Consider the following 16034-nt stretch of genomic DNA (forward strand, 5'->3'; position numbering starts at 1 on the left):
GTTACGGAGCCCGTGCAATAAGGTAAAAGTCTCATATATGATCCAGAACATTAGATAATCTTATGAGTACAAACATGCTGGCACGCCATATCCAGTACTTCTTGGCCGTTGCAGAACACCAAGGCTTTACCAAAGCGGCGGCGGCCCTGCATGTCTCGCAGCCGGCGCTGTCGCAGCAAGTGCGGCAGTTGGAGGAGAGCCTCGGTGCGCAGTTGTTTGATCGATCCGGCCGCCAGACGCGCCTGACCGACGCCGGTGAGGTGTACCTGCGCTATGCGCTGCGGGCGGCGCAGGAACTGCAGCAAGGCAAGCGCGCGATCCATGACGTGGGCGATCTGAGCCGCGGGACGCTGCGAATTGCCGTCACGCCGACGTTCACCACCTACCTGGTGGGGCCGCTGGTGGAGGCCTTTCACGGCCGCTATCCGAACATCACGCTGAACGTGCGTGAGGTCGCCCAGGAACACATGGAAAACCTCCTGCTGGCGGACGAACTGGATGTGGGGATTGCGTTTGATGAGGTCCACGCGCCCGACATCGACGCCACGCCCCTGCTGGTCGAAACCCTTGCGCTGGTCGTCGGCAAGCAGCACCCGCGGGCTGAGGAGCGGGTAATTGGGCTGGAGGCGTTGAATGGCGAATCACTGATTTTGCTGGGCAAGGAATTCGCCACCCGCGAGCAGATTGACCGCTATTGCAGCACGCACAGCATTCGCCCACGCGTGGTGATGGAAGCCAATGTGATTGGCGCGCTGATTGAGGTGGTACGCCGGACCACGCTGTCGACACTGTTGCCGGCGGCGATTGCACGGGCGCATCCGCAGTTGGTGGCGATTGAGCTGGGGCCGCAGCGGTTGCAGCGCACCGCTGTGTTGATGCAGCGCAAAGGGGATTATCAGCCGGCGGCGGCGCGAGCGTTTTTGGCGTTGGCCAAGGACGTCGCCGAGGGGCTGACCTGACAGGGCAAACGTGCCTACTTGCCAGGCCCCCAAACAATGGCCTGAGCCACCACGACGTACTCGCCGTTGAAGGTGGCCGCTGGCGAGCCATATAACTGATAACCCAGCGCAAGGGCTTCAGAGACGCGGTGACAAAACGCGGCGTCATCCTTGCCCGTCAGTAGCCGGTAAACAGGTAATCCATCGGGCGGCGTGGTTTGCATGGTGTGGTTTTCCTGGTCGACATGAAAGTATCAGGCCCGAACGCATCGTACAGCCCGTGAACGAACCGACAGCAGCATCCATGATTTCCTGCTTCGGCTCAATTCTGCCAATCCGATAAGCACAGCGGAGAGCGCGCGCTCGTCAGGAATGTTAAGGGTGTACGGCTTGATCATGGGGGCTGCCGTTGAGTTCCGTATCACATCGCCTTGAGTAATACTGGACCGGCACCAGCCCCCGATGTATTCCCCGTGTAACCTGGTCGAGTAGCGCGAATAGTCATGCATAGAACTAAACACAGCGCTTTCGCCTATCAGGCGGTGTACCGCTACCTGGTCGAGTTGATCGACGCCGGCCCGCCAGACGGCGAACGCAAACTGCCGTCTCTGCGCCAACTGGCCGAGCGCCTGGGTGTGTCGGTGTCGACCACCAAGTACGCCTACGCGCTGCTTGAAGATCAAGGGCGGATCTACGCCAAAGCCAAATTCGGCTACTTCACCCGATCGCTACCTGCGCCGTTATTGACTGAAGGCACATCAAGCCTGCTCGACCAGGTGTTTGCCACGGCCCGCCAGCCCGGGATGCTGGCGCTGAGCAGCGATGCCCCGGCGATGCTGCTGTCGCTGGAAAACCCGCTGCTGATGCTCGAGCGTGAACTCACCCGCCAACTCCCGCGCTCGCTGGCGCCGCTGTACCTGCCGTTCGGCGAGCCCGAATTGCGTGCCGCACTGGCCGAGCGCTACACCCAGTCCACCGACCGTTACTGGCAGGCCGACCATGTGTTTATCGGCTCGGACTTGCACGCAGTGTTGGACGCAGCGCTCAACGCGCTGGACCTCGCCGGCACGGTGGCGTTGGTGGAGTCGCCGTGTTCGTGGGCGATCCTGCGTCAGCTGCAGGCGGCGAATATCCGGGTAATCGAGTTGCACCTGGATGCGCACGGGCGGTTTGACCTGGCCGCGCTGGAAGGGTTATTGCAGCGCGCGCCGATTCGATTGGCGGTGCTGTCGTCGACGGTGAATATTCCCCAGGGGGGCGTGGTGCCTGCGCGGGACAAACAGCAAATTTGCCGCTGGTTGGCAGAGCGAGATATCTGGCTGTTCGAAAACGACACCTACGGCGAGTTGTATTTCGAGCCGCAAGCGGCGCGCTATCGCGACTTCGCCGACCCGCAGAAGCTGTTGGTGTTTTCGACCTTCGACAAAGTCATCGGCTCGGAAGCGCCCTATGGGTACGTACTGAGTCGCGGGCAAGGCTCGCAGTTGCAGCGAGAGTTTCTCAAGCGCGGGTTCCGCCTGTCGCCTATCCGTCAGAAGGCGATCGCCAAACTGTTCACGTCCAAGCGCATCGACCCACATTTGAAAGCGCTGCGGGCGCTGCTGCTCAAGCGCATGACCCAACTTGGCGCGCTGCTGAGCGAACACGATCAGTGGCAGGTTCACCGCCCCCACGGCGGCGCGAGTTTCTGGCTTGAGGCCTCGCCCGCCGTCGACATGCGCAAGGTATTCGAACGTCTGCAGGCCGAGCGCATCGTCATTGCGCCCGGCGAGCTGTTCAGTCAGCAAGGCGCCTGGCGGCATCACCTACGCCTGAGCTACACCCTCGACTGGGGCAAGGATATCGCCCAGGCCGTAAATCTGTTGGCCCAGGCGATGCGTCAAAGCCCGTAGCAATGCCGCGCCTCGGGGAATCGCCCGTGGCGTACGTCATCGGCAAAGCGCTCGCAGGCATCGCGAATCACCGCGCCGACATCCGCGTACTGTTTGACGAAACGTGGCAGGTGCTCACCGCTCAGGCCCAGCACGTCTTCGGTGACCAACACCTGGCCGTCGCAGGCGGGCGAGGCGCCGATGCCGATCGTCGGCATTTTCGCGTCCTGGGTGATCTGCCGGGCCACACCTTCAGCCACGCCTTCCAGCAGCAGGCTGAAAGCGCCCGCCTCCAGGTTGGCACGCGCATCTTCAGCGATCACCGCAGCGGTTTGAATCGTGAGGCCCTGCGCCTTGAAGCCGCCCATCACATTCACAAACTGCGGCATCAGCCCCACATGGGCCATCACCGGAATGCCGCGCGCCACCAGAAACTCAACCGTGCTGGCCAGGGCCTGGTTGGCTTCCAGCTTGACCGCATCGCAGCCGGTGCGCGCCAACACCTGGGCGCAGTTGCGAAACGCCTGCGCGTGGGATTCCTGGTAGCTGCCAAACGGCATGTCGGCGATGACACAGGCCAGGCGCGTGCTATCGACCACTGCGCGAGTGTGGCCGATGATTTCTTCGAGCTGCATGCTCAAGGTTGAAGGCCGGCCATAGCCGACCATGGCCGTGGAATCACCGACCAGAATGAAGTCGACCAACGGGTCGATCAGCTTGGCGATGGTGCTGGAGTATGCCGTCAGGGAGACGATTTTCTGCTGGCCTTTCATCGCGACCAGTTGCGGGACGGTGGTGCGTTGGGTGCGGGTATGCGTGCTCATCAAATGGCTTCCGTTTGCGCTGAATACCCGGCCTGATTATTGGCAAAACACCCGGTGATTCAATGCACAGATCGGCGCTGAAAAGCGACCCAGATGCCAAGACGTTCCGTTGTGGCGAGGGCCGTTGCGCGTTCGCCAACAGCACCGGGTCCACGCAGAGGGGTTTATTGGCCCTCGATCAACCGCAGCGCCAACGGCGCGCTGAACGTGCCGGCCGCCGGCCCACCATGGCAGTCGGCGATGGGCGAAGAGGCGCCGTCCGAGTTGCCCGGCAGCTTGATCCACAGCGCCAGCAGGTTGGGCGTGACGGCGTGCGGCAGCATGCCCAGCTTGCGCGCGGGCGGGTTGCACCAGTCGCCACGGACGGCGCCGTTGCCGTTGCGGCTGGTGTCGACGACCACGGCCTTTGTGTAGGCGTGATTGGCAAAGAGCCTGGCGTTGATCCGGTCGGCGTAGTCACGGGATTGATCGAGCGTGTAGAAATTGGAGACGTTCAGCGCAAAACCGCGCGCGTTTTTTATTCCGGCCGCATGCAGGGTATCGGCCATCTGCGAGGCGGGCTTCCAGTGCGCGTTACCGGCGTCCAGGTACACATCCGCCTGGGGCGCGCGTTGCTTGAAACCTGAGACTGCGTAGTTGAACAGCGCCAGGCGCTCGTCTCGCTGAGACTGGCTGAGGCACTGCATGTCCGGCAGGGCGTCGGGCTCCAGGATGATGATCGCCGGTTTGCGGCCAACGCCGTTGATCAGGTGGTCGATCCAGGCGCGATACGCTGCCGCATCGGCCGCGCCGCCTGCAGAGGCGCCGCCGCTGCAGTCACGGTGCGGCAGGTTGTAGGCGACCAGAATCGGTGTGGCGCGGGCCGTGGCGGCGGCGGATACGTAGCGGTGCACACGCGGCTCAAGTTGATCGCTGCCCTGGCTGCTGCCGGTCAGCCACAGGGCACTCGGCACCTGGGCAATGGCCACACGGATGGTTGCCGCGTCGGGCGCCTGCGGGTTGTGTTTTACCCACTGGGCAGCGTTCGATTCGGGATTGATGTAGAAGGCGTCGCCGGCGTGGGCGGCCGGTAGCACCGATAACAACACCAGACTGGCAACGCCAACGATGAACCTGAGCATATGTTGACTCCACAAGGCCGGGGCCTGACGTACTGCCTCAAACTGATATCATGCGATCAATTACCCGCTGAGTAGCACACCATGAACCGCCAGAAAAAACTGCAGCAGCTCTTCAAGGCCAAAGCGAAAAAGGCCAGCGCCAAATTGGCCCCCAAGAGCAAAGATAAATACATCAGCAAAGCCGACCGCGCCAAACTCGAAGCGCAGGCCGATCAAGCGTCAACCACCGCCACCGACACGCCCAGCTGAAGGCGTCCCCGCTTCATATTTGCCCCAGATACGCCGCAGGTGCCGCGCCGAACCAAAGCCCGCGCGCTCGGCGACGGTTTCGATGTCCAGGGTCGACTCAACCAGTAATTCACGCGCCACGGTTAAACGCAGGGTGTGCAGATAATCCAGCGGACTGATGCCGACGTGTTCGTGAAACAGTCGCGCCAGGTGCCGGCTGCTGGTGCAAGCCAGGCTGGCCATACGCGTGACGGTCCACGGCTCACACGGGGCTGCGGCGACGGCGTCCTGCACCCGATGCACGGCGGGATGCAGGTGATTGCGCCCGGCGATCCAGGCCGACAGCTGTGGATCGGCACCGCTGCGGCGCATGTACACCACCATGTCCCGCGCAACCGCGCAGGCCAGTCGCGGCCCGGCCAGCTCGGCAACCCAATGCAGCATCAGGTCGATGCCGGCAGTGACGCCAGCGCTGCAACTGATGTTGCCATCGGTGACGTACAAGCGGTTTTCCAGTACTCGAGCCTTGGGCGCCATGGACTGCAAAGCGGCGCACAGCGCGTGGTGCGTGGTGCATTGGCGTCCGTCCAGCAGCCCGGCGCGGGCGGCGCTCAACGCGCCCGCACAGACGCAGACCAGTTTCTCGCCGGACGGCGCGAACACCGCTTGCAGCCACTGGGTCAGCACGCTGCTGGCCGAGTCAAATGCCTGCAGACCCGCCTTGCTGACCTTCGACGTGGAGCCCACCAATACCACCAGCGTGCCCGGCGCCAGGGTTGGCGGAAGCGGCGCCAACCCGGTCAGCGGCAAGCCGATGGACGTTTGCAGCGTTTCAACCGGGCTGACGTACTGCAAGTCGAACTCAACGGCCGTCGAGTCCTCGACCTGAGCGGCCAGGCGCAGCACTTCGGCGGGACCGGCCAGGTCCAGCATCAGCACGTTGGGCAGCAGCACAAACAGCACCGGCACGCTCACGGGGTCAATCCTCCAATGCCTGGGCGACCGTGACGATGCGCGCAAAGCGGCCTTCCAGCACCAGCTCCGTACGCTCGCGTAGTTCGGCTGCGGTATAGACCCGGCCGCTGCGCGCGTGGGTCATCGGGAAGGTCAACGTCGCTTCGCTGACAAAATCCACACCCAGGCCACTGTCCGACGCCTGCCGCGTGGTGGTTTCACAGCACTGTTCGGTGCGAATGCCGCTGATGATCACTGTGGTCACTCCCATTTCCGTGAGCCACGCCGCCAAGGGCGTGCCGGCGAACGCGCTGTGAAAGCGCTTGTGAATGACCCGGTCAGGGTTGATCGACAATTCGCTCAATGCCCGAACATTGCCCGAGGCCAGCGAAAAATGCCCCTGGTCTTCCACATGGAAGACTTGTATCACCGGGATGCCCTGTTGAACACACCCATCAATGAGGGCCTGCTGCTTTTCCAGGTAACCCGGCAGGTCATTTTCGGACCAGTAGCTTGAATGGCGGAACGAATGCTGGGCATCAATAACAATAAGGGCTTTGCGGTTCATGAGGTGTCCTGTTGGCGTGCAGTTCAGTGAATGATGCAAGCCATACTAGGCAGTGCGGCAGGTGAGCAACAGGCACGTGCCGGACCACTTGAGGACGTATTCGGACATCCACTGTCAGCGGCGCAAAGCACCTTGCGAGGTTTCACGCAGGGTGGTCAGGGCAATCAACGCACAGACCGCCGCGCCGGCCATGAAAAACCCCGGGATCAGCAAATTGCCGGTCGAGCCGATCAGTGCTGTGACGATGTAAGGCGTGATCCCGCCGCCCAGGATGGCGCCCAGATTGATGCTGATGGCCATGCCGGTGTAACGAACCCGAGTGGGAAACTGCTCGGCATAGGTCGGGTAGCCCACCGACTGGATCACCGGCATCGGCAGCGTCGCCACAAAAAACGCCAGGACCGCGATGAACAGGCTGCTGTTGTTCATCAACACCATCATCGGAATGACCAGCACCGCATAACCGACAAAGCCGATGGCCAGGGCTTTCTTGCGCCCAATGCGATCCGACAGCCCGCCCCAGAACGGCATCAGCGCGGCCATGCACAGGCTGACGCCGGCGATGACCCAATAGATCTTGGACTTCTCGAAATGCAGGTAGGTGGTCAGGTAGATGTTCATGAACACCAGGCCGATGTAGTAGCCGGCGTTCTGTGCAAAGGCGAACACCACCACGCGCAGCACCGCCGGCAGGTTCTGCGTGAGCACCTCCTTGACCGGCGCGGTGGGCGGCTTTTCCACGGCGAGAAAGGCTTTGAACTCAGGCGTTTCCTCGACGTTGTGGCGCATGATGCACGAGAAGATCACCAACGGAATCGCCAGGAAAAACGGGATACGCCAGGCCCAGGCCTGCAGCTGCTGTGCATCGACCAGGCCGGTGGTGATGCCGCAGATGATCGCTGCCATCGACCCGCCCATCGCAACACCCACCGGCGTGAAGGCACCGTAGAAGCCACGGCGGCCCTTGGGTGAAGACTCGGCCAGAAAGGCCGCAGCGCCGATCACCTCACCGCCGGCGAAAAAGCCCTGCGCCAGCCGGATCAGTACCAGCAGGATCGGCGCAGCAATCCCCACGTGGGCCGCCGTCGGCAACAGCCCGATCATCGCGGTCGCGGTGCCCATTCCGATGACGGTGCTCAGCAATACTTTGCGCCGACCGATGCGGTCCGCCAGCCGCCCGAGCAGAATGCCGCCCAACGGCCGGATCAAGAACGCACTGCCAAACACCGCCAACGTGGCCAGCAGCGCGGCGGCGGCGTTATCACTGGGAAAAAACAACGGCGCGATAATCGTCGCCATAAAGCCGTACACACCGAACTCGTAATACTCCACCGCAGTGCCCGTCGCGGCAGCGATGGCTGCCCGCTTGGCGATCCTGGTGGCGCTGCTGTCAGCGGTCTTGTCGAACTCGCCCAAACGCGGCGATGGGATGGGAGTAGCGATCACGCGAGACATAAACACCTTCCACTCTGACCATGGGTCATTTGAGTTATTGAGGTGGACAGTTCCACCCAGAAGTAAACCCGTCAGGTTACGAGGGGTTTTAATGCTCGACAGTAAGAAGTGTGAACGTGGGCTTAATCATCTAGCGCTCCTGTTTTTATTATCGGTAGCGACGGTTTTTGCTCAGTGGGTGGCCTCCAGTCGTTCCAGCGCGTGTGCACGCGCCACGAACAACGCTTGAGCCGTGGGTAAATCAATCAGCGAGAATCGAATGTCATCGCCGGGCATCAGTTGCGCCAGCTTGGGTAAATCCACACTGGCCACCTGGGCGATACGCGGGTAGCCACCGGTGGTTTGCCGGTCTGCCATCAGCACAATCGGCTGGCCGCCGGCGGGCACTTGCACGGTGCCGAATGCCACGCTTTCGGACAGCAGCTGACGGGGCTGCGTCAGGTCCAGCGCAGCGCCCTCCAATCGATACCCCATGCGATCCGAGGCAGCGGTCAGCTGATAGGGCTCATGCAGGAAGTCATGGCGAGCCGTTTCGGTGAAGTCAGCCCATTCGCGCCCCGGCAGCACCCGAATGCAAGCTGGACGTGTCGGCGCGCCAAGCCGCCAGCCCGCAGGAATATTCAACCGCACGGGGTTTGCGAACGATGAGCAAATGGGGATCACATCGCCGGCTTGCAGTGCGCGCCCCGACAGCCCGCCAAACCCTCCCCGGCTATACGTGCTGGCGCTGTTCATCACCGGCGTGAGCAGATAACCGCCGGCCACGGCCAGATAGGCCCGCGCGCCGTACTCACGCTTCTCGAAGCCAAGCATCGCGCCCGGTTTGACGCGCACGGCGTGCCCGGGTTGCAGCGCAACACCGTCCAGGCGCGCGCCCAGGTCAGCCCCGGCCAGGGCGATCAGCGCCTGTGCCTGAAAGCACAAGACCGGGCCTTGAAGGGTGATTTCCAGGGTTGCAGCAGTGGTCGGGTTGCCCACCAACAGGTTGGCCAGCGCATGCGCGTCCTGGTCCATGGCGCCGTTGACCGGCACGCCCCAATGCTGAAAGCCCACGCGGCCGGTGTCTTGAAAGGTGGAAAACAGACCGGGCCTGATCACTTTGATGGTCATCGCTGCGCTCCGGCCAGTTGTTCAAATTCACGGGCGGTGATGGGCACGAAGCGCACCTGATCGCCACCGCTCAACAGGCAAGGCGGCTGATTGGCCGGCGAAAACATCGGCAACGGTGTGCGGCCCACAATGTTCCAGCCACCCGGCAAATCAGCGGGGTAAATCACGCTCTGACAATTGGCCAGGCCGACGCTGCCGCGCGTGACCTGCGTGCGCGGTACGGCGCGGCGCGCCAGTTTCAGCGCAGGCTCGTGCATGCCGATATAGGGATGGCCCGGTGCGAAACCGACCATCAATACATCGACCCACTGCCCGCTGTGTGCGGCGATGACTTCGCTGGGTGTGATGGCGCAGGCGTTGGCGATGTCCAGCAGATCCGGCGCGTAGTCGCCCTCGTAGCACACCGGGATTTCCAGGCGTTTTGGCGTGATGCGCGTCAGGTTGTGCTGTTGTGTCAGGGCGTTTTCCAACACCTGGGCAATTGCGTCGTAGGGCACTGATCCGGGGTACAGCCTGGCGATGATAGGCGGGGCATAATGCACGCCCACGGACACCATCGCCGGGATCACATCGGTCACGCCGCCAAGCAGCCCACGCGCCAACAGGTCATGCAGCGTGGCACTGAACGCCACGGCACGGCGGTTGGCCTGCGCGCTGAACAGCGTTGCAAACACCACCACGATGCAGCTGTCGCCACACGGCTCGAACTGCCAGCGCTGTTCGGCACGCACAGGCCGAAAATCACAGTCAACGTCAGACATCACGTCACTTCTCTCATGCGGCAGGCATGCAGCTTCACGTCTTATTGACGCCGTCGCTCGGGTGGCGACGGTCGCGCGGATGGCAACTACTTGGCGAACAACTGGCTCATGTCCTTGAACGCCTTGAACTCCAGCGCGTTGCCGCACGGGTCAAACAGGAACATGGTGGCTTGCTCGCCGACCTGGCCCTGAAAGCGTATGTAGGGTTCGATCACAAACCGGGTTTCACGCGCTCTGAGCCGATCGGCCAGGGCTTCCCATTGGTCCCAGTGCAAGATGATGCCGAAATGCGGGACCGGTACGTCGTGACCATCGACAGGGTTGGAGTGCACCGACTCCTGGGATTGAGTCTTGGGGTGTTCGTGGATGACCAACTGGTGACCGTAAAAGTCGAAATCGACCCACTGCGCGCTGGAGCGACCTTCGCGAAGGCCAAACACGTCGCCGTAGAAGTGGCGGGCGGCGGCGAGGTCGTAGACGGGAATAGCTAAATGAAAGGGCGAAAGGCTCACGGTGGCTACCTGCGGGTTCTGTTATTCAGAACCCGATTCTTCACCAGAAAGACCGTGCGATAAAGCGCATATCTTTCGTCCTGAGCCTCAATTTTTTCGAGGCTCGCGCCCTACTTCGGCGCACCGAGCACTTCCATGATGCACGCCCTGAATAACGCGAAGAGTGGCAGTTGGCGCCGGGTGTACTTGGTGAGCAAGACGATTTCGCGATGGAAAGTCAGCTCGTCCAATCGCAAAACCCGCACGTCGCTGCCGTGTTCCAGCCACAAGCCGGCCAGTGGCACCAGGGACACGCCGAGGCCGCTGCGGACCATCTTGACGATGGCGTCCAACTCATCAAGCTCCAGCGCCTGCTGCGTCTGGATCTTTTGTTCCTTGAGAAACTGCGTGACCTGGCGGCCACCGAACGAGCCCCGGTCGTATCGCACAAACGGCTGCTCGCGCAGGATCTGCAACGGGTCATCGCCCGGTACGTCCTTGGCGGTGATCAGCACAAAAGGCTCGCGGGCGATGACCTCGACATTCAGCTCCTTTGGCAGGTTGAACGGCGGGCGAATCATGATCGCCAAGTCCAGTTCACCGGCATCGACCTGGCTGAGCAGGTTCAGCGAAACCCCCGGCACCAGGTTGACTTCAATGAACGGCGCACGCTGTTTGAGGGCCACCAGCGCCTTGGGCAGGATGCCGGTCTGCACACTGCCGATGGCGCCGATGCGCAACGAACCGTGGAAGTTGTTGGCCCTGTCGGGCGTGCCCATGCGCGAGAAAATATCGAGGATTTCCTCCGCCAGCGGCACCGCACGCTGCCCTGCCGAGTTGAGGGTGGCGGAGCGGCCGGTGCGGTCGAACAGCTTCACCCCCAGCGCGTCTTCAAGGTGCTTGATCTGCGCGCTCACGGCCGATTGCGTCAGCCCCACCTGCTGGCCGGCAGCGGCAAAAGTGCCGCGCCGCGCGGCGCTGACGAAGGTCCTCAGTTCTCGAATCATGCCGCATACCTCACTGGTTCGCTCAGCAGCCGCTCAACGCCACCTGCGGCCGCTCGCCCGCAAAGAAGAAGGGACGCAACCGCACGCCCACGCCGTTACCGATAAACGCCGCCACCAACCATACCCAGCCATGCAGGCTGCCCGAGGCGATGCCGCTGAAGTACGCGCCGATATTGCAACCGTACGCCAGGCGCGAACCGTAACCCAGCAACAAGCCACCGATCACCGCCGCCACCAGCGAGCGCGCGGGGATTTTCAGGCTTGGCGCAAAACGCCCGGCCAGGCCGGCCGCCAGCAGCGCACCAAGGACGATGCCGATGTCCATCACGCTGGTGATGTCTTCCCACACCGGTGCGGCCAGGGCCTTGGCATTGCCCGGCACCTGCCAGAACACCCAGTTGGCCACGTCCACACCCAAACCGCTGGCGACCTTGGCGCCCCACAGCGCGAACGCCGAGGTAATGCCCCACGGCCGCCCGGCCAGCGCCAGGGTGGCGTAGTTGAGCAGCGCCAGGCCAATCGCGCCCCATACCAAGGGCCACGGCCCGCGCAGGAAACGGCGCAGGCCGGTGTGCTCGCTGGTCACGCCCTCTTCCAGTTGGCCATGACGGCCCTTCTCCAGGCGCACGGTGACGGCTGCAATGATCGCGAACACCGCCAGGCTCAAGAGCAGCGCCGGTACGACGCCGAAGCTTTTGACGATGGACACCGCCGGAAACGCCGGCAGTGCAAACCACCAATCAACATGGTGGGTGGCGATCAACGACCCGCAAATGAAGAAGAACAACGTCACCAACATACGCGCATTGCCGCCGCCCACGGTGAACAACGTGCCCGAGGCACAACCGCCGCCCAGCTGCATGCCGATGCCGAAGATAAACGCGCCAAACACCACCGACACGCCGGCCGGCGCCACCAGCCCGACCACCGGCTGACCAAACAGCGTGCCTGCCCCCAGCGCCGGGAAAAACAGCACGACCGCCACCGCCAGCATCATCATCTGCGCTCGCAAGCCGGCGCCACGCCGATCATTGATGAACACGCGCCAGGCCGAGGTAAAGCCAAAGGCGGCGTGATACAGGGTCAAACCCAGTGCCGCGCCGACCACCAGCAACAGCACCTGGCGTGAGCCGACACTGCTTTGCAGGAACACGGCGCCCGCCACCAGGATGATAAACGCCACCAGCGGCGCGATGGGTTTGCGCGCGGGGGCAAGGGAGAGAGAGGTACTCATCGGGGATCTCGGGTTGTTTGAGTTTGAAGGTTTGCAATGGGGGGCGAGTATAAACCGAGGGCCGTGGTGTGGTGCGCTCGCTTATTTTGGCCAGCAGGCTTCCTGTGGCGAGCGGGCTTGCCCCGCGCTGGGGCGCGAAGCGGCCCTAAAACCTGCCAGCGAGGTCTTACTGGAAAATCGCGTTAACCGAACTGGGGCTGCTTCGCAGCCCAACGCGGGGCAAGCCCACTCGCCACAACAAGCCCGCTCGCCACAGGAAGCCCACTCGCCACAACAAGTAGCCTTTATGAAGAAAAATTTATACAGCCAAACTGTAGAGTTTTCCTGCACGGGTGCTACGGTTAAGGCATGACCGACTCTTCTCCTGGCACCGCCACCCTGGCCGCCGAACTGCGCATCTCACTGGGCAAGCTGATCCGCCGCCTGCGCGAACAGACTCACCCCGATGATTTCACCACCGCGCAAAAGTCGGTGTTGCTGCGCCTGGACCGCGATGGCCCGAAGACCGTGTCCGCCCTCGCCCGCGCTGAAAGTGTGCGGCCGCAGTCGATGCGCATCACCGTGGCCGGGCTTGAGGCAATGCAAGCCGTCAGCGGCAAGCCGGACCCATCCGATGGCCGGCAGACGCTGATCGAACTGACGCCCACCTTGCGCAAACACCTGACCCAAAGCCGCGCCGCCAAAGACGATTGGCTGCTGCACGCGCTGCAGGAACAGCTGTCACCCCAGGAACAACACGAACTCGCCGCTGCGGTGAAACTGCTGGAGCGCCTCGCCGACTTTTGAATCACCCGATTGAGGAAATAGCATGGCTGTCACCTCGCTGGATGCAACAACCGCCCTGATCATCGTGGACCTGCAACACGGCATCGTGGGTTACCCTTTTATTCATCCCATTGGCGAGGTGATAGAGCGGTCGCGTGCACTGCTCGACGCCTTTCGCGAACGCGGGCTGCCGGTGGTGCTGGTGAATGTCAGCGGCTTTGCGCCGGGACGCACCGAGCGGCCGCGTCGCAGCGTTGGCCTGCCACCCGATTGGGCTGATCTGATTGCGCAACTCGGCCAGCAGCCCAGCGACATTCTGGTGACCAAACGCAGCTGGGGCGCCTTCGCCAACACGGACCTTGAAGCGCAGTTGAAGGCGCTCAATGTCACGCAAGTGGTGATCACGGGCGTTGTCACTGGCACCGGCGTCGAAGCCACCGCGCGGCAGGCGTATGAATTTGGCTTCAACGTGACCCTGGCCATCGATGCCATGACTGACGTCAGCCCCGAGGCCCACGCCTACAGCCTGCAGCACGTGTTCCCCAAGCTGGGCGAATCGGGCACGGCGCAAGCCATCATCGAGTTGCTCGACAACCGGGGGAACTGAAGCCGTCATGCGTTTCCTCAGCACGTTCCGCTCCCTGCGCAGCCCCAACTACCGCATCTGGGCCGCCGGCGCGCTGGTGTCCAACGTCGGCACCTGGATGCAACGCACCGCCCAGGACTGGCTGGTGCTGACTCAACTCACGCCGCACAATGCCGCCGCGGTGGGTATCGTGATGGCGCTGCAGTTCGGGCCGCAACTGTTGTTGCTGCCGTGGACAGGGTTTGCCGCCGATCACTACAACCAGCGCAAACTGTTGATCTTCACTCAGGCGGTGATGGGCCTGCTGGCGCTGACGCTGGGCGTGTTCACCATCACCGGCTTCGTGCAGCTGTGGCATGTGTACGTGTTTGCGTTTTTATCCGGCTGCGCCTCGGCATTCGATGCGCCGGTGCGGCAGATTTTCGTCGCGGAACTGGTGGGCGAGAAGGACTTGTCCAACGCCATCGCACTCAACTCCACCTCGTTCAACATGGCGCGCATGATCGGCCCGGCCGTGGCCGGCGTGACCATCGCGTCAGTGGGCACTGGCTGGGCGTTCCTGCTCAATGGCTCGAGCTTTTTTGCGGTGCTTGTATCGCTGTTTTTCCTGCGCGTCTCAACTCAACACACAAAGGTGCGCGCGCTGCGTACCAAAGGTAGCCTCACCGAAGGCATGCGTTACGTGTGGGCACGGCCGGACCTGAAGGCGATCCTGCTGATGCTGTTTCTGATCGGCACCTTCGGCATGAACTTCCCGATTTTCATCTCGACCATGGCCGTCACCGTGTTCCATGCCGACGCGCGCGGCTACGGGCTGCTGACCTCGACCCTAGCCATCGGCACCATCGCCGGTGCGCTGATTGCCGCGGGCAGCGAGCGACCCCGGTTCAAGTCTCTGCTGACCGGTGCGGCAGTGTTTGGATTTGGCTGCATGCTGGCAGCCCTGGCGCCCAATTACTGGACGTTCGCGATTGCGCTGGTGGTCATCGGCGTGGGCGCCATGACCTTCAGCAACACCACCAACAGCCTGATGCAACTGACCACCGAGCCCGCGATGCGTGGCCGGGTAATCGCCCTGCGCGTCGCCGTCGCCTTGGGCGGCACGCCAATTGGCGCGCCCATCGTCGGTTGGGTCGCCGACCACTTGGGCCCGCGCTGGGCGCTGGTGGTCGGCGCGGTGTCAGGCATCCTGGCGGTGGGCGTGGCGCTCTACACAATCAAGCGCCAGCTGGATCGGCCGCAGGTGATCACGTCCGACCCACCGACCCCGTGACCGGCAGATTGCCCAGCAGCTTGAGGCCGGTGCTCTTCACAAACGTCTCGTAGTCCATCGGCTTCTGGATGCGCGTTTCAGCGTTAGGCAGCACATAGGCCCAGGCGCGTTTCGACGAGGCGTCGTACACCAGCTTGAACAGGCGCGTCGGCACCCAGACCTTGTTGTCGCCGATGGTGCTGTAGCCCGCGTCGAACAACAGGCCAGTGAACACAAACACATCGCCGCCGGCACGCACGGCAAACTTGCGCACATCCGCCTCGACCTTGCTCCAGATTTTGCGGTTGTTGGTAGGGTCTTGCGGCACCATGTTCGACAGCGCGAAGGATTGCGCCATGGCGTTCGCGCTCGGCGCGTCGGCCGCCGGAGACTGATGACCACGGTCCACGGCCGGGTGCTGGCTGCGGTAGTCGCTCAACTCGGCGCGAGCGCCTTTGGGGATGCGCGGGTCTGCGTAGAACTGGTTGGTGCGTTCCTCGCCTTTGGCGTTCTTGAGCTGCGCGGCGTTCAAGCGCTCGACCACCACCAGCGGCGTCTTGCTCGTTTGCGAGTAGAGCACCGCAAAATTATCGGAACACAACGCCATGGGTTTCATGGTGCTGGGCACGGTGGCGGTGTTGATCGGTGTGGCACCGGGGAACAGATCGGCGCAGCTGGCGAACGTGGGTTGCTGTTGCTTGCTGGAATAGAGGTCGAGGGCCGCGCGCTGGCTGGTCGAGCCTGCGCGTGAAGTGTATGCCTGGGCGGGTGGCTTGATAAGGTCGAACAAACCACGGGCATCTGCCCCGGTGGAAAGCAAAACAAGGGCTGACAGCCCGACTGCAATTTTGCGCAGGTGCATGCATGAC

18 protein-coding genes are annotated in these 16034 nt (G+C 62.8%); 6 read left to right on the plus strand and 12 right to left on the minus strand.

Annotated features, from left to right (window positions below; all coding sequences use genetic code 11):
• Nucleotides 1–74 precede the first annotated feature (74 nt).
• Nucleotides 75–959, plus strand: a complete 885-nt coding sequence (gene cynR, locus AB5I78_RS19980) for a transcriptional regulator CynR (protein WP_369301167.1) — start codon at nt 75–77, stop codon at nt 957–959.
• A 14-nt stretch (nt 960–973) separates the two neighbouring features.
• Here the strand turns inward: cynR and AB5I78_RS19985 are convergent, their stop codons facing one another.
• A complete protein-coding gene (locus tag AB5I78_RS19985) occupies nt 974–1162 on the minus strand; it encodes a DUF1737 domain-containing protein (protein ID WP_242195389.1) in 189 nt (62 codons plus the stop codon).
• 279 nt (nt 1163–1441) lie between these two features.
• Between AB5I78_RS19985 and AB5I78_RS19990 the strand changes: the two genes are divergently transcribed.
• Nucleotides 1442–2830, plus strand: coding sequence for a PLP-dependent aminotransferase family protein (locus AB5I78_RS19990; RefSeq protein WP_369301169.1), 1389 nt, complete (start codon nt 1442–1444; stop codon nt 2828–2830).
• Here AB5I78_RS19990 and panB read toward each other — a convergent pair.
• Together panB and AB5I78_RS20000 are read right to left on the minus strand one after the other, a co-directional pair.
• Nucleotides 2818–3633, minus strand: a complete 816-nt coding sequence (gene panB / locus AB5I78_RS19995; protein WP_369301171.1) for a 3-methyl-2-oxobutanoate hydroxymethyltransferase — start codon at nt 3631–3633, stop codon at nt 2818–2820. The two genes, AB5I78_RS19990 and panB, sit on opposite strands and share 13 nt — an antisense overlap.
• Nucleotides 3634–3797: 164 nt before the next feature.
• Nucleotides 3798–4754: a glycoside hydrolase family 6 protein gene (locus AB5I78_RS20000; protein WP_369301172.1), complete on the minus strand. Its 957-nt coding sequence runs from the start codon at nt 4752–4754 to the stop codon at nt 3798–3800.
• 81 nt (nt 4755–4835) lie between these two features.
• Here AB5I78_RS20000 and AB5I78_RS20005 point away from each other — a divergent pair, with 81 nt between their 5' ends.
• A complete protein-coding gene (locus AB5I78_RS20005; protein WP_145158695.1) occupies nt 4836–5003 on the plus strand; it encodes a DUF2986 domain-containing protein in 168 nt (55 codons plus the stop codon).
• Here the strand turns inward: AB5I78_RS20005 and AB5I78_RS20010 are convergent.
• From AB5I78_RS20010 to AB5I78_RS20045, 8 genes are all read right to left on the minus strand, one after another.
• On the minus strand, nt 4974–5957 hold the full coding sequence (locus AB5I78_RS20010) for a GlxA family transcriptional regulator (protein ID WP_369301173.1): 984 nt from the start codon (nt 5955–5957) through the stop codon (nt 4974–4976). The two genes, AB5I78_RS20005 and AB5I78_RS20010, sit on opposite strands and share 30 nt — an antisense overlap.
• Nucleotides 5958–5961: 4 nt before the next feature.
• On the minus strand, nt 5962–6504 hold the full coding sequence (locus AB5I78_RS20015) for a cysteine hydrolase family protein (RefSeq protein ID WP_369301174.1): 543 nt from the start codon (nt 6502–6504) through the stop codon (nt 5962–5964).
• Between the two features lie 114 nt (nt 6505–6618).
• Nucleotides 6619–7959 carry an MFS transporter gene (locus tag AB5I78_RS20020; protein WP_369301175.1) on the minus strand — a complete coding sequence of 447 codons (1341 nt, stop codon included), beginning with the start codon at nt 7957–7959 and terminating at the stop codon, nt 6619–6621.
• A gap of 171 nt (nt 7960–8130) precedes the next feature.
• Nucleotides 8131–9069 carry a biotin-dependent carboxyltransferase family protein gene (locus AB5I78_RS20025; RefSeq protein WP_369301176.1) on the minus strand — a complete coding sequence of 313 codons (939 nt, stop codon included), beginning with the start codon at nt 9067–9069 and terminating at the stop codon, nt 8131–8133.
• Nucleotides 9066–9830, minus strand: coding sequence for an allophanate hydrolase subunit 1 (locus AB5I78_RS20030; RefSeq protein WP_369301178.1), 765 nt, complete (start codon nt 9828–9830; stop codon nt 9066–9068). Before AB5I78_RS20030 ends, AB5I78_RS20025 begins: the two co-directional genes overlap by 4 nt.
• 86 nt (nt 9831–9916) lie before the next feature.
• Nucleotides 9917–10342 (minus strand): VOC family protein, encoded by a 426-nt coding sequence (locus AB5I78_RS20035; protein ID WP_242195406.1) that lies wholly within the window; start codon nt 10340–10342, stop codon nt 9917–9919.
• A gap of 110 nt (nt 10343–10452) precedes the next feature.
• Nucleotides 10453–11328, minus strand: a complete 876-nt coding sequence (locus AB5I78_RS20040) for a LysR family transcriptional regulator (RefSeq protein WP_369301179.1) — start codon at nt 11326–11328, stop codon at nt 10453–10455.
• A gap of 22 nt (nt 11329–11350) precedes the next feature.
• Nucleotides 11351–12562 (minus strand): YeeE/YedE family protein, encoded by a 1212-nt coding sequence (locus AB5I78_RS20045; RefSeq protein WP_369301180.1) that lies wholly within the window; start codon nt 12560–12562, stop codon nt 11351–11353.
• 348 nt (nt 12563–12910) lie between these two features.
• Between AB5I78_RS20045 and AB5I78_RS20050 the strand changes: the two genes are divergently transcribed.
• Genes AB5I78_RS20050 through AB5I78_RS20060 form a run of 3 tightly spaced genes read left to right on the plus strand, consistent with a single transcriptional unit; the run spans nt 12911 to nt 15186 of the window.
• Nucleotides 12911–13348: a MarR family winged helix-turn-helix transcriptional regulator gene (locus AB5I78_RS20050; RefSeq protein ID WP_369301181.1), complete on the plus strand. Its 438-nt coding sequence runs from the start codon at nt 12911–12913 to the stop codon at nt 13346–13348.
• A gap of 22 nt (nt 13349–13370) precedes the next feature.
• Nucleotides 13371–13934, plus strand: a complete 564-nt coding sequence (locus tag AB5I78_RS20055; protein WP_369301183.1) for an isochorismatase family protein — start codon at nt 13371–13373, stop codon at nt 13932–13934.
• A gap of 7 nt (nt 13935–13941) precedes the next feature.
• A complete protein-coding gene (locus AB5I78_RS20060; RefSeq protein ID WP_369301184.1) occupies nt 13942–15186 on the plus strand; it encodes an MFS transporter in 1245 nt (414 codons plus the stop codon).
• Here AB5I78_RS20060 and AB5I78_RS20065 read toward each other — a convergent pair.
• On the minus strand, nt 15161–16027 hold the full coding sequence (locus AB5I78_RS20065) for a DNA/RNA non-specific endonuclease (RefSeq protein ID WP_369301186.1): 867 nt from the start codon (nt 16025–16027) through the stop codon (nt 15161–15163). The genes AB5I78_RS20060 and AB5I78_RS20065 overlap by 26 nt on opposite strands.
• Nucleotides 16028–16034 lie beyond the last annotated feature (7 nt).

It is taken from the genome of Pseudomonas sp. N2-3-1-14 (assembly GCF_041228395.1).
In the GTDB taxonomy this organism is placed as follows: domain Bacteria; phylum Pseudomonadota; class Gammaproteobacteria; order Pseudomonadales; family Pseudomonadaceae; genus Aquipseudomonas.